This is a genomic window from Micromonospora cynarisoli (genome assembly GCF_030518815.1).
Taxonomy (GTDB): domain Bacteria; phylum Actinomycetota; class Actinomycetes; order Mycobacteriales; family Micromonosporaceae; genus Micromonospora; species Micromonospora wenchangensis.
This window is the reverse complement of record NZ_CP130426.1, coordinates 4,210,038-4,223,025: the sequence shown is the minus strand read 5'-3', so window position 1 is coordinate 4,223,025 and position 12,988 is coordinate 4,210,038. Positions and strand designations below refer to the sequence as shown.

General features: G+C 74.7%; 13 protein-coding genes and 1 pseudogene. 6 read left to right on the top strand and 8 right to left on the bottom strand.

Annotated elements, in window-relative coordinates:
* Position 1 precedes the first annotated feature (1 nt).
* The 5 genes and pseudogenes from Q2K16_RS18090 to Q2K16_RS18070 all read right to left on the bottom strand — a co-directional run.
* Positions 2 to 154 (bottom strand): annotated as a pseudogene (locus tag Q2K16_RS18090) (acyl-CoA dehydrogenase family protein); the annotation flags it as partial.
* A gap of 38 nt (positions 155 to 192) precedes the next feature.
* Positions 193 to 1,899, bottom strand: coding sequence for an acyclic terpene utilization AtuA family protein (locus Q2K16_RS18085; protein WP_302746526.1), 1,707 nt, complete (start codon positions 1,897 to 1,899; stop codon positions 193 to 195).
* 175 nt (positions 1,900 to 2,074) lie between these two features.
* Complete coding sequence (locus Q2K16_RS18080) at positions 2,075 to 2,719, bottom strand: TetR/AcrR family transcriptional regulator (RefSeq protein ID WP_302738757.1); 645 nt, start codon at positions 2,717 to 2,719, stop codon at positions 2,075 to 2,077.
* A gap of 131 nt (positions 2,720 to 2,850) precedes the next feature.
* Entirely contained in the window at positions 2,851 to 3,594 is a 744-nt protein-coding gene (locus Q2K16_RS18075) for a metallophosphoesterase family protein (protein WP_302738756.1), read from the bottom strand.
* Between the two features lie 135 nt (positions 3,595 to 3,729).
* Positions 3,730 to 4,407: a Crp/Fnr family transcriptional regulator gene (locus Q2K16_RS18070; protein ID WP_067306583.1), complete on the bottom strand. Its 678-nt coding sequence runs from the start codon at positions 4,405 to 4,407 to the stop codon at positions 3,730 to 3,732.
* A 220-nt stretch (positions 4,408 to 4,627) separates the two neighbouring features.
* On the opposite strand from Q2K16_RS18070, the gene Q2K16_RS18065 reads away from it, so the two are divergent.
* From Q2K16_RS18065 to Q2K16_RS18040, 6 genes are read left to right on the top strand one after another with little or no spacing between them, the layout of a single operon-like run.
* Entirely contained in the window at positions 4,628 to 5,293 is a 666-nt protein-coding gene (locus tag Q2K16_RS18065; RefSeq protein WP_302738755.1) for an adenosylcobinamide amidohydrolase, read from the top strand.
* 57 nt (positions 5,294 to 5,350) lie between these two features.
* The gene (locus Q2K16_RS18060) at positions 5,351 to 6,508 is read left to right on the top strand and encodes a CapA family protein (protein WP_302738754.1); all 1,158 of its coding nucleotides are present in this window, start codon (positions 5,351 to 5,353) and stop codon (positions 6,506 to 6,508) included.
* 52 nt (positions 6,509 to 6,560) lie between these two features.
* Positions 6,561 to 7,349 (top strand): endonuclease III, encoded by a 789-nt coding sequence (nth, locus tag Q2K16_RS18055; protein ID WP_368052484.1) that lies wholly within the window; start codon positions 6,561 to 6,563, stop codon positions 7,347 to 7,349.
* The gene (locus tag Q2K16_RS18050) at positions 7,346 to 7,963 is read left to right on the top strand and encodes a TlpA family protein disulfide reductase (protein ID WP_302738753.1); all 618 of its coding nucleotides are present in this window, start codon (positions 7,346 to 7,348) and stop codon (positions 7,961 to 7,963) included. Before nth ends, Q2K16_RS18050 begins: the two co-directional genes overlap by 4 nt.
* Before the next feature lie 28 nt (positions 7,964 to 7,991).
* Entirely contained in the window at positions 7,992 to 8,690 is a 699-nt protein-coding gene (locus Q2K16_RS18045) for an NUDIX hydrolase (RefSeq protein ID WP_302738752.1), read from the top strand.
* Positions 8,691 to 8,748: 58 nt separating this feature from the next.
* Positions 8,749 to 9,927 carry a MarP family serine protease gene (locus Q2K16_RS18040; protein WP_302738751.1) on the top strand — a complete coding sequence of 393 codons (1,179 nt, stop codon included), beginning with the start codon at positions 8,749 to 8,751 and terminating at the stop codon, positions 9,925 to 9,927.
* A 55-nt stretch (positions 9,928 to 9,982) separates the two neighbouring features.
* Here the strand turns inward: Q2K16_RS18040 and Q2K16_RS18035 are convergent, their stop codons facing one another.
* The 3 genes from Q2K16_RS18035 to mycP are packed head-to-tail and all read right to left on the bottom strand — an operon-like array spanning position 9,983 to position 12,932.
* Positions 9,983 to 10,708 (bottom strand): phosphatase PAP2 family protein, encoded by a 726-nt coding sequence (locus tag Q2K16_RS18035; RefSeq protein ID WP_302738750.1) that lies wholly within the window; start codon positions 10,706 to 10,708, stop codon positions 9,983 to 9,985.
* A 29-nt stretch (positions 10,709 to 10,737) separates the two neighbouring features.
* Positions 10,738 to 11,535: a phosphatase PAP2 family protein gene (locus Q2K16_RS18030; RefSeq protein WP_302738749.1), complete on the bottom strand. Its 798-nt coding sequence runs from the start codon at positions 11,533 to 11,535 to the stop codon at positions 10,738 to 10,740.
* A gap of 41 nt (positions 11,536 to 11,576) precedes the next feature.
* A complete protein-coding gene (mycP, locus tag Q2K16_RS18025; RefSeq protein WP_302738748.1) occupies positions 11,577 to 12,932 on the bottom strand; it encodes a type VII secretion-associated serine protease mycosin in 1,356 nt (451 codons plus the stop codon).
* Between the last annotated feature and the right edge of the window lie 56 nt (positions 12,933 to 12,988).

Sequence of the window (12,988 nt, the reverse complement as noted above, 5' to 3'; positions counted from 1 at the left end):
CGTAGTGCCGTTCCACCTCGGCGTCGCGCAGGTAGCCGAAGCCGCCGTGCAGTTGCAGAGCCGCGTCGACCACGTGGTCGTAGGCGGCCACCGCGACGTTCTTCGCCATCGCCACCTCGGTCACCACCGGCTCGCCCGCCGCCACCCGCGTGGCCTCCCGCAACTGTCGCCGCTCTGGGGTGTCCACGATGGTCACCTGTCCGCCTCCCCGGCTGCGGGCGGTCCGGGGGTGAGGGCGGCGGGCAGGTCGACGATGCGGGAGCGGAGCAGCTCGCCGAGCGCCTTGGCCTGCGGGTCGAACCGGGTGGAGGCGGCCACCCCCGGCCCGAGCAGGCCCCGGATCACGAAGTTGACCGCCCGCAGGTTCGGCAGCTCGTACCGCTCGACGGTCGACGCGGCCGTCTCCGGCAGCAGCTCGGCCAGCCGGTCGACGGTCAGCCACGCACGCAGCCACTCCCAGGTCGCGTCGGTGCGCGCCAAGACGCCGAGATTGGCGTCGCCACCCTTGTCGCCCGACCGCGCCCCGACCAGCTCACCAAGTGGCCCCCGCCGGGTCGGCCCGGCGGCCGGGGTCGGGCCCGCCGTGCCGGGCGTCGGCCCGGCCACCGCCGGTGCCACGGACGGGGGCGGGGGGATCGGCAGCCGGGTGCCGTCCGGCAGGACGGCCACGTGCGGCACGTCGGCCTGCGGCACCGCGTCGGCGGTGAAGACCCCGTACGGGGTGGCGTCGCCGGGCAGGGTGGTCAGCGTGCACCCGGGATAGGAGGCGAGGGCCAGTTCCACGGCCGCCGCCGAGAACGCCCGCCCGGCCCGCGCCCGGTCACCGTCGCGCAGGTGTACGTGCAGCAGCGCGCTCGCCGTCTCGGTGTCGGCCGCGTCGGCATGGTCGGTACGGGCCAGCGTGAACTCCAGCCCGTCCGCGCCGACCGCCGCCTCGATCTGCCCCCGGACCAGGGCGGCCTTGGCCGGGACGTCCAGCCCGCAGAGCACGAACGTCATCGCGTTGCGGAAACCGCCCAGGTTGTTGACGCCCACCTTGAGGGTGGCCGGCGGCGGGGTGCCCCGGACCCCGTCCACCCGGACCCGGTCCGGCCCGTCGGGGTGCAGCCGTACCGTGTCCAGCCGGGTCACCACGTCCGGGCCGAGGTAGTCGGGGCCGTCCACCTCGTACAACAGTTGGGCGGTGACCGTCTCGACGGTGACCGCGCCGCCGGTGCCGGGATGCTTGGTGAGCACCGACGAACCGTCCGGGTGGATCTCGGCGATCGGGAAGCCGGGCCGGTGCCCGCCGTCGGGCAGCTCGGTGAAGAAGCTGAAGTTGCCTCCGGTGACCTGCGCCCCGCACTCGATCAGGTGTCCGGCGACGGTCGCCCCGGCCAGCGCGTCCAGGTCGTCGCGTCCCCAGCCGAACCGGGCGATGGCCGGCCCGACCGCCAGCGAGGCGTCGGTGACCCGGCCGGTGACCACCACGTCCGCCCCGGCGTCGAGGCAGGCGGCGATGCCGAACGCGCCGAGGTAGGCGTTGGCGGTGAGCGCGTCCGGCCGGGCCAGGGCGTCACCCTCGACGTGGGCGACCCGGACGGCGAGGCCGAGCCGGTCGGCGAGCGCGCCGATCGCGGCGGCCAGCCCGGCGGGGTTCAGCCCGCCCGCGTTGGTGACGATCCGTACCCCCCGGTCGCGGGCGGTGCCGAGACACCCTTCGAGCTGGCGCAGGAACGTCTTCGCATAGCCGAGGCCGGGGTCGCGCAGCCGGTCCCGGCCGAGGATCAGCATGGTCAGCTCGGCCAGGTAGTCGCCGGTCAGCACGTCCAGCTCACCGCCGTCGAGCATCTCCCGCCAGGCGGTGGACCGGTCGCCGTAGAAGCCGGAGGCGTTGCCGACCCGCAGCACCCCGGTCACCGGACGGCCGTCCCGGCCGCGCTCGCGCGGACCGTCCGGTCGGGGGCGGGGGCCCGGCCGCGTCCACGCCCCGGCGGGCGGGGCGACGGGCTGGTCGGACTCGTCGGTCAGGTCGACGAGCGGTGCGGTCGGGTCGACCATGGTGCCTCCGGTCGGGTGGGCCGGCGAGTACGGGTCAGGTCGGGTCGGCGTCGTGGGACTGGCCCGGTGCCGCTCCGGGGGCGAGCAGGGTGGCGAGCTGGTGTTTCCAGGTGCGCAGCAGGGCGGTACGCCGGACCGAGTCGTCGTTGAGCAGGTTGGCCACGCCGAGCCCGCGCAGCAGGTCGAGGGTGGCCTGCACGGCCTCGCGGACGCCGGGACGGCGCTCGTCCACGTCGAGCAGCGCCACGGTGAGCCGGTGCATCTCGCGACCCACCCGCGCCTCAAGCGGCACCAGCGCGTCGCGCAGCTCCGGGTCGGTGCGGGCGGCCACCCACAGCTCCAGCGCGGCGACGAAGAGCGGCCCGGTGAAGGCGACGCCGAGCAGGTCGACCACCCGGTCGAGGCGCTGCGGCCCGACCGGCAGCGCCTCGGCCTCGACGCGTAGCTCCTCGGCGCGGCGCTCGGCGAGGTGGGCGACGGCGGCGGTCACCAGGGCCGCCTTGGTGGGGTAGTGGTGCAGTTGGGCACCCCGGGAGACGCCGGCGTGGGCGGCGACCACGGTCGTGGTGGTGCCCGACCAGCCGTACCGCACCAGGCAGTCGACCGTCGCCTCCAGCAGCCGGGCCTGGGTGGCGCGGCTGCGTTCCTGCTGGGGGACGCGGGTCGACGGGGTGGACACGGGAACAGCGTGCCGCCGCCGAAACAAACAGTCAAGCCTGACTTTTTCGGCTGCGGGTGACCCCGGGGCCCACTGGTCGGCCCGGTGCCGGTGGCCCGCCTGGTTTAGCCGGCCCGGCGCCGGTGGCCGGGTCAGCGGCCGTCGCGCGGGGCGAAGGCGGTGAGCGCGTCGAGGTCGCTGTGCCGGGAGCGGAGGTACTCGTCCGCCCAGGCGGCGGCGTCCGGACAACCCGATCCGGCGGCGACCCGGGCACAGGCGGCGTCGACGTCGAACCCCGTACGGCGTAGCTGCACCCCCGGGCCGAGCAGCGCCCAGTACGCCCCCGGCCCGCCGTACGGCATGCCCACACTGCCCGGATTGACCACCAGACGGCGGTCGACCAGCCGGGTGAACGGCATGTGGGTGTGCCCGCAGACCACCGTGCGCACCTCCGGGGGCAGCCCGGCGAACACCTCGGCCCAGCGGGCCGGCCGGGAGTCGACCAGCACGACCTCCTCGTCGTCGCGGGGTGTGGCGTGGCAGAAGAGCACCGGGCCGAGGCCGGCGACCGGAAGGGTGAGCGTCAGCGGCAGCGCGGCCAGCAGGGCCAGCTGGTCGGCCCGGAGCTGGTCGGCCGCCCAGTTCGAGACGTCGTGCTCCGACGGCCGGCCGGCGCGGGCCTGCACCAGCTCCCGGTCGGCGTTGCCGCGTACCCAGCGGACCCGGTCACCCAGCCCGGTCAGCAGGTCCAGCACCTCGACCGGCTGCGGGCCGGCCGCCACGTCACCGGTGACCACGACCAGGTCGGCGGCGGCCACCTCCGGCTCGGCCAGCACCGCCTCCAGCGCGGGCAACGCGCCGTGGACGTCGGAGAGCACCGCGACCCGTTCCAGCACCGGTCCACCGTCGCGCACCACGGGCGGGGCTGTCGAGCGATTCTGCCCGAGGCAGAGGCGGAACCGGGCCGCAATGCCGACGAGCCAGGGCCGCCGGTGGGGGCGGCCCTGGCTCGGACGGTGACGCGGTGCCGGTCAGACCCGGGCGCGGCGGGCGAGACGCTCCGGGTCGAGGATGATGATGCTCTTGCCGTCCAACCGCAGCCAGCCCCGCGAGGCGAAGTCGGCGAGCGCCTTGTTGACCGTCTCCCGGGAGGCGCCGACGAGCTGGGCGATCTCCTCCTGGGTCAGGTCGTGCGTCACCCGCAGCACGCCGCCGTCGCGGGTGCCGAACCGGCCGGCCATCTGGAGCAGGTTCTTGGCGACCCGGCCCGGCACGTCGGTGAAGATCAGGTCGGCGAGCGAGTCGTTCGTCCGGCGCAGCCTGCGGGCGAGCACCCGCAGCAACTGCTCGGCGATCTCGGGCCGGTTGTTCAGCCAGGGCCGCAGCGCCTGCTTGCGCAGCCGGACCAGGCGGGTGTCGGTGACCGCGGTGGCGGTGGCCGTACGCGGGCCGGGGTCGAAGAGCGACAGCTCACCGACCATGTCCGACGGGCCCATCACCGCGATCAGGTTCTGCCGGCCGTCGGCTGCCCGACGCCCGACCTTGATCTTGCCTGACAGGAGGATGTAGAGACTGTCGCCGGGCTCGCCCTCGTTGAAGACGATCTCGCCCTTGCGGACGTCGATCGTCTCCATCTCCTTGGCGAGCGCCTCGGCAGCCTCCGGGTCGACACCCTGGAAGATCCCGCTGCGGGCCAGTACCTCGTCCATCGCGCACCTCCGGTTGCGCGTTGCCGTCCCTCGGCCGGGTCCGCCGTCCGCTGATCCCTCGCGCGCCGCCAAGTCTAGGCGCACGTGAGGACGAATCAGAGCTGCACCCCTGGAATCTTGATCGTTGGGCGTAACCTTACCGACCCGATCGGGCGCTATGATCGTCCGCCCGAACCACCTGGTCACCGGGGTTCGCCCCCGCCGGTCGTAGGGTGTCCGGGTGCTGAGCGACCCGGTGTTGACCCACCGCCCCGAGGACGGGTGGGACATTCCGGTGCTCGTGTGGCGGGCCCGCGCCCCGCTGCGGGCGGTCAGCTCCGGCCCGCTCGGTGGCGGCGTCGGCCCGCGCAACTGGGTGGTCAACGCGCCCGTGCCGATGTCGTACCAGCGGGACGACCCGGCGGCCCACCTGGCCGCGCTCGCCGCCCGGCTCGGCCTCGACGGGCCCGGGGTCGGCCTGCTCACCGGCGTCGACGTCGCCGAGGTGGTGACCCGGACCGACACCGGGGTCCGCGCCTGGGCCACCGTCGGCCTCGGCACCCCCCTGTGGGCCGCCGCCCCGGACCCCGCCCACGCCCCGGCGCAGCGGGTCGGAACGGTCAACATCGTCGTCCACGTGCCGGCGGCGCTCGCCGACGCGGCACTGGTGAACGCCGTCGCCACCGCCACCGAGGCCAAGTGCCAGGCGATCGGGGAACTGGGCCTGCCGGGCACCGGCACCCCCACCGACGCGGTCACCGTGCTCTGCCCGGCGGGCGACCCGGCCGAGCCCTACGGCGGACCCCGGTCGACCTGGGGCGCACCGCTCGCCCGGGCCGTCCACGCGGCCGTCCGGGCCGGCGGCGCGGTGCCCTGCGTCCCGTGGTCGCAGCGGCGGACGGGCTGAACTTCCGTCCGATCGGCCCGTCGTCGGTCGATTGACCACCCGGTAGCGTCGCGGGCGATGTACTCTGCCGCCTTCCTCCAGCCCCGTCTCCGCCGCCGCACCGCGCTCGCCTGCGGCGCACTGCTCGCCGTGCTCCTCGCCGGCTGCGGCCAGTCGTCCGACAGCCCGGACCCGGTCTGGCGGCCGGGCGGCGGCGGTGGCGCCACCGGCTCCCCGGTCCCGACCACCGGGGCGACCGGAAAGACCGAGGCGATCACCCTGTCGGCGACCGGGGACATCGTCATGGGGATGGCCCCGTCCCGGCTGCCCGCCAACGGCGGCAAGGGCTTCTTCGACGAGGTCAAGGACGCGCTCAAGGCCGACCTGGTGATGGGCAACCTGGAGGAGCCGCTCACCACCGACACCGGCACCGGCAAGTGCGGCGCGGACTCCAGCAACTGCTACCAGTTCCGGGTCCCGCCGGAGTACGCCGGCCACCTCGCCGACGCCGGGTTCCAACTGCTCAACCAGGCCAACAACCACGGCTACGACTTCGGCCCGCAGGGCTACGAGAACACCCAGCAGGCGCTGGAGAAGCACGGCCTCAAGCACACCGGCGCGCCCGACCAGATCACCGTGGTCGAGGTCGAGGGGGTGAAGGTCGCGGTGGCCGGCTTCTCGTCGTACCCGTGGTCCAACAGCCTGGTCGACATCGACGCCGCCAAGGGGGTCGTCGAGAAGGCCACCACCATGGCCGACCTGGTCGTGGTGCAGGTGCACATGGGGGGCGAGGGGTCGGACAAGACCCGGGTCCGCCCCGGCACCGAGATGTTCCTCGGCGAGAACCGGGGCGACCCGGTGAAGTTCTCCCACGCCATGATCGACGCCGGGGCCGACCTGATCGTCGGGCACGGCCCGCACGTGCTGCGCGGGATGGAGTTCTACCAGGGCCGGCTGATCGCGTACAGCCTGGGCAACTTCGCCGGAGGCGCCCGGTCGCTCAACCCGAGCGGCCGGCTCGGCTGGGGCGGGGTGCTGAAGGTCTCCCTCAAGCCCGACGGCAGCTTCGCCGGTGGCTCGTTCACCTCCACCCGGATGAGTTCGGTGGGCAAACCGGGGATGGACCCCGCCGGGCAGGGGCTCGGCCTGGTCAAGCAGCTCAGCGCCAACGACTTCCCGCGTACCGCCGCCCGGTTCGACGGCAAGGGCAAGATCAGCCCGCCCGACGCGGGCTGACCGGGGGGCGTGCTCCGGCGGCCCGTCGGGGTGGCGACGTAGGCTGGCCGGCGTGACCATCAGCTCTCCCGGCCGGGTCGAGACGGAACTCGGCCGTACCCGGCGTGCCCGGCGGATCGGCCGGGCGCTGACCGAGGCGCACCCGGACGCCCACTGCGAACTGGACCACACCACCGCGCTGGAGCTGGCCGTCGCCACGATCCTCTCCGCGCAGTGCACCGACAAGAAGGTCAACGAGGTCACCCCGAAGCTGTTCGCCCGCTACCCGACGGCGGCCGACTACGCCGGGGCCGACCGGGCCGAGCTGGAGGAGCTGATCCGGCCGACCGGGTTCTACCGCAACAAGACCGACTCGCTGATCAAGCTGGGGCAGGCCCTGACCGAGCGGTACGACGGCCGGGTCCCCGGCCGGCTGGCCGACCTGGTGACCCTGCCCGGGATCGGCCGCAAGACGGCCAACGTCATCCTCGGCAACGCCTTCGACGTCCCGGGGATCACCGTCGACACGCACTTCCAGCGGCTGGTGCAGCGGTGGGGGCTGACCATCCAGACCGATCCGGTCAAGATCGAACACGAGATCGGGGCGATGTTCCCGAAGCGGGAGTGGACCATGCTCTCCCACCGGATCATCTTCCACGGCCGGCGGGTCTGCCACGCCCGCAAGCCCGCCTGCGGGGCGTGCACCCTGACCCGGCTCTGCCCGTCGTACGGGCTCGGGCCGACCGAGCCGGCCGCCGCCGCCAAGCTGCTCAAGGGCCCCCGGGCCCGGGACCTCGCGGTCGCCGCCGGGGTCGACCCGGAGCTGGTGCCCGCGCAGGCCGTCGTCGCGGAGGCGCCGTGAAGCCCCGGCTCGCCGCGCTGCTCGTCCCGGTGCTGCTGGCGCTCGCCGGCTGCACCGCCACCACCGGCGGGGAGGGCGCCGCCGCCGGCCCCACCCGCGCCGCCCGCCCGTCGCCGTTCGCCGACTGCGCCACCCTCACCACCGCGCCGGGCTCCACCCCTGCGCCGACCGGGTCCGTCGCCGACACCGGCAGCCCCCTGCCCGAACTGGTGCTCTCCTGCTTCACCGGCGGGGCCCCGGTGGCCCTGCGCGACATCCACGGCCCGGCCGTGATCAACGTGTGGGCCTCCTGGTGCCCGCCCTGCCGCAAGGAGCTGCCGGCCTTCCAACGGCTCAGCGTCCGCGCCGCCGGCCAACTCCAGGTGATCGGGGTGAACAGCCGGGACAGCCGGGACGGCGCACAGGCCGTCGGCGAGGACTTCGGCATCCGCTTCCCGGTCCTGTTCGACCAGGGCGAGGCCCTGCAACGGGAACTGCGCCGCACGGCGGTGCCGCTGACCCTGCTGGTGGACGCGCAGGGGCGGATCAGGCACACCGACAGCTCCGGCGCGCTCGACGACGCCCGCCTCGCCGACCTGGTCCGCCGGCACCTCGGCCTGGTGGTGCCCGCGTGAGGTCGACCGTCGGTGCCGGGTCGACCCGATGAACCGCCGTCCGCCGTCCTGGTTCGATCCGCTGCTGGGCCGGCTCGGCACCGCCCGGGCCGAGGACTTCACCCGGCTGACCACCCCCGAGCAGGGCGGCCGGGAGAGCGCCGTGCTGGTGCTGCTCGGCGAGGAGCCCGGCGTCGGCCCCGACGTGCTGATCCTCCAGCGGGCCGCCACCCTGCGCAACCACGCCGGCCAGCCGGCCTTCCCCGGCGGGGCGGCCGACCCGGAGGACGCCGACGCGCGGGCCACCGCGCTGCGCGAGGCGAACGAGGAGGTCGACCTCGACCCGGCCAGCGTGACCGTCCTCGCCGAACTGCCGAGGCTCTGGATCCCGGTGAGCGACTTCGTGGTCACCCCGGTCCTGGCCTGGTGGCACAGCCCGCACCCGGTGCACCCCCGGGAACCGGCCGAGGTGGCGCACGTCGCCCGGCTGCCCGTCGCCGAACTGGTCGACCCGGCCAACCGGATGCGGGTCCGCCACCCCAGCGGCTGGACCGGCCCGGCGTTCTCCGTCCGGGGGATGCTGGTCTGGGGCTTCACCGCTGGGGTGCTCGCCGCGCTGCTGGAGATGGCCGGGTGGGCCCGCCCGTGGCCCCGGTCGCGGGTGGTCGAACTGCCGCCGACCGGTGCCACCCCGGCCCCGTCCGCCGGCACCGACCGGGCCGACGAACTGGCCGGTCCGCTGACCTGACCACTACGTTCCGCAGCCGCGACGCCGCACCGGTGTCCGGTGCACGTACCCTTGACCGGTGTCGGCCGTGGATCTCGTTCTGCTCCTGCTCATGCTCGTGTTCGCGATCAGCGGATACCGTCAGGGCTTCGTCATCGGGGCGCTGTCGTTCTCCGGGTTCTTCCTGGGCGCGCTCATCGGCCTCCAGCTCGGACCGATGCTGGCCCGCCAGTTCATCGACAGCGGGACGCGGGTGCTGGTCTCCCTGGTCGCCGTCTTCGGGCTCGCCGTCCTCGGTCAGGCGCTGGCCGGCTGGCTCGGCTCCCACCTGCGCCGCACGATCACCAACGACGTCGCCAGGCGGGCCGACGACATCGGCGGCGCGTTCGTCTCGATCCTCGCGGTGATGCTGGTGGCCTGGCTGGTCGCCGTGCCGCTGGGTTCCTCGTCGCTGCCCTGGCTGGCCGCCTCGGTCAAGAACAGCGCGTTGCTGACAGTGGTGGACCGGGTCCTGCCCGACCAGGCCCAGGAGCTGTCCACCGCGCTGCGCGACACCGTCGACACCAACGGCTTCCCCGACGTCTTCAACGGGCTGGGCCGCACCTCGGCCCGGCAGGTCGCCCCGCCGGACCCGGCGCTGGCCGGTTCGCAGGTGGTGGCGAACAGCCAACGGGCGGTGGTGAAGGTGCTCGGGTCCGCGCCGAGCTGCTCGCGGCGGATCGAAGGTTCCGGCTTCGTCTACGCCGACGACCGGGTGATGACCAACGCGCACGTCGTCGCCGGCACCCGCTCCGTCGCGGTCGAGCTGCGCGGCGAACGGTACGACGGCGTGGTCGTCGTCTACGACCCGGACCGCGACCTCGCCGTGCTGCACGTGCCGGGGCTGCCCGGTCCGTCCCTGCGTTTCGCCGCCGGGCAGGCCGGCAGCGGCGCGGACGCGATCGTGCTGGGCTTCCCGCTCGACGGCCCGTACGACGCCCGCCCGGCCCGCATCCGCGACGTCGACCGGATCGAGGGCCCCGACATCTACAACGCCAGCAAGGTCAACCGGGAGATCTACACCATCCGGGCGCTGGTCCGCAGCGGGAACTCCGGCGGCCCGCTGGTCTCCTCCAACGGGCTGGTGCTCGGGGTGATCTTCGCGGCGGCGGCCGACGACCCGAACACCGGCTTCGCGGTGACCGCCGAGGAGGCCCGGCCGGTGGCGCTGGCCGGCGCGGAGCGTACCCGGGGAGTGGGCACCGGCGACTGCACCTGAGCCCCCGACCGGCCGCGACCGGGGCACCGTCACCGGCGATGTGAAGCCGGGGTGGTCAGCCGCCGGCCGGCGCGGTGGCCGGGGCGTCACCGCCGGCCGGGGTGAGGCCGGGCAGCTTGGCCCGACCCCAGGTCAGCGACCTGTCGAGCACCGCCCGCGCCATGATCGCCACACAGGTGCCGCCGTTGACGAAGGACGCCACCACGTCGCTCGGATGGTGCATCCCCCGGTACATCCGGGTCAGCGCCACCCCGACCGGGACCAGCACCAGCAGCGTCCACCAGGTCACCTCGCCGGCGGTGCTCCCCGCCCGCAGGGCCAGCAGCAGCGCGACGCCGACATAGAGGGCGACCGCCGCCGAGGTGTGACCGGACGGGAAGCTCGACGTCGGCGGCGAGGCGTCCATGTGCTCCACCGCCGGCCGACGCCTGTCGATCGCCAGCGTGGTGAGCAGGAAGACCAGCGCCTGGGCGCTCACCGCCGCGCACAGGAACAGCGGCTCCCGCCAGCGGTGCAGCACCAGCCGGAGCGCCAGCGCCACCAGCACGGTGACCACGACGATCAGCTGGGTGCTGGCGAGCGTGCTGAACACCAGCGAGACGTCGTTCCACCCCCCGGTACGGTCGGCCGCCAGCTCGCGGTTGACCGCGTCCTCCACGGTGAACGGCCAGACGTCGTCGAGGACCCGGGTCACCAGCAGCCCGAGCAGGACCATGAACGAGAGCAGCAGGGCCACCGGAAGGAGCACCCGCTTGGCGACCTGCGCAGCGATGGCGGACATGGCCGCCCAGTACCCGGACCGCAGGCCCGCTACGCGTGCCGGTCCGCCGGGTCGGTCAGCTCTGGCGCCACCCCGTCGACCGTGGCCCGGCCGCCGGGCAGCCCGACCCGCTCCCGCCAGGTACGGAACGCCGCCGCGGTGGCCGCCACCACCGCCATCCCCAGCAGGCAGCCGGCGAGCACGTCGCTGGCCCAGTGCACGCCCAGCGCCACCCGGCTCAGGCAGGTCACCCCGACGAGCAGCACGGCGATTGTCCACAGCGCCACCCGGGCCGCCGGACGACCCCGGGTGAACGGCAGGAACACCAGCAGCAGCACCCCCGCCGCGAGGGTCGCGCTCAGCGCGTGCCCGGACGGGAAGGAGTACCCGGCGGCCCGCGCCACCGGATCGAGCAGCTCCGGGCGGTCCCGGCCGACGAGCAGCTTCAGCACCGCCCCGAGCGCCCCGCCGACGACCATCGTGGTGACCACCCAGAGCGCCAGCCGGCGGGCCCGGCGACGCCACAGCCACACCACCACGACCAGCGCGGCCACCCGCAGCGGCCCCGGCGAGGCCAGGTGCGTCCACGCCGTCATCGCCCGCACCCACGCCGGATGGTCGGCGGCGAACCGGTGCAGGGCGTCGGTGACCGCCGCGTCCAGGTCGTGCAGCGGCGGCCAGGCCCCGACCACCAGCACCGCCAGCAGCGCGAACGGCACCAGCACCAGGAACGCCGCCGCCGACGCCAGGGTCAGCCGCAACCCGAGCGAATGGTCCCGGTCCAGGCGGCGGTCCCGCCAGGAGCGGCCCGACGGGGACACGGAGGTACGCGGACCGGAGGAACTCATGCGACCTGCTCTACCCACCCGTACCCGCAATCAGGCCCGGTTCAGCGACCCCGCAGCCGGAATCGGCGGACCATCATCGCGACCCCGGTGACCAGGGCCGCCACGACGGCCATGCCCGTCCACAGCCGACGGGGGGTGTCCTCGTCGGCGCCGCCGGCCGGCTGCGCCGTCCACCGGGTCTGCTGGCGGGGCGCGGTGAACCCGAGCGGGTCGCTGCCGGTGCCACCGGCGCGGGCGTCCTCGGCGGAACCGGGGGCCGGCCCGAACCCGACCACCCCCGGGGAGTCGTTGTCGTCCAACGGGTTGTAGCCGATCAGCGGCACGTCGGCGGTGAGCGCGGCCACCGGGTCGACCAGGCCGTACCCGAAACGGTCGTCCCGGCCGACGGGCCCGATGTCCTTCGCGGTGCTCAGCAGCCGGTTCACCACGTCCCCGGCGGACATGTCCGGGTAGCGGGCGCGGACCAGGGCGGCGGTCGCTGTCACCAGCGGCGCGGCGAAGCTGGTGCCCTGCACGCCCCAGTAGTTGCTCGGCGGGCGGGCCCCGACCAGGCCGGTCGCCGGCGCGGTCAACGTGGTGGCGTGACCGGTGATCGAACCGGACCAGAGGTTCTCGCTGTCGCGTTCCAGACCGGCCACCGCGATCACCCCCGGTTCCCGCGCCGGGTACCAGACCTTCGACGTGGTGGACGTGGCGACGTTGCCGGTGCAGGCGACCACCACCACGTCCCGGGCGAACGCGTAGTCCAGGGCGGCGGCCAGGGCGGGGCTGTCGCCGCTTCCGCCCAGGGACAGGTTGATCACGCGGGCGCCGTTGTCGACAGCCCAGCGCACCCCCCGCGCGACGATCATCGCGTCGTCGTACCGGTTCTCGTCGTCGAGCACCCGGACGGGCAGGATGCGGGCGTCCGGCGCGAGCCCGACCACCCCCCGCCGGTCGTCGCCCCGCCCGGCGATCAGGCTGGCCACCGTGGTGCCGTGCCCCACCGGGTCCGGCTCGTCACCGCCGCCGGGGGAGACTAGGTCCATGCCGGGCAGCACCTGGCCGACCAGGTCGGGGTGGTTACCGTCCACCCCGGAGTCGATCACCGCCACCGTGACGCCACGCCCGGTCGAGGTACGCCAGGCGGTGGCCGCGTTCAACTCGTCGAGCTGGAACTGGTCGTCGCGGACCCGGTCGGCCCGCGCCTGGACCGGGGCGAAGTCGGGCTCGGCCAGCGGACTTCCGGCCCGCGTCCCGACCAGGGTGGACGACGGCGGGGGCGCGGCGGACGCGGGAGGCGGGGCCATGCCGAGCACGGAGACGGTGGTAGCTGCGACACCGAGCAGCGCCCGCCCGGCGAACCGGTGCAGCGCCGTCGGAGAGCCCTGCCGAACCCTGGTCACATCGTCAGCCATTCGTCACGTGGGACACATGCCGCTCGGAGATTACCGGTTCCGGCTGCCGACACGGC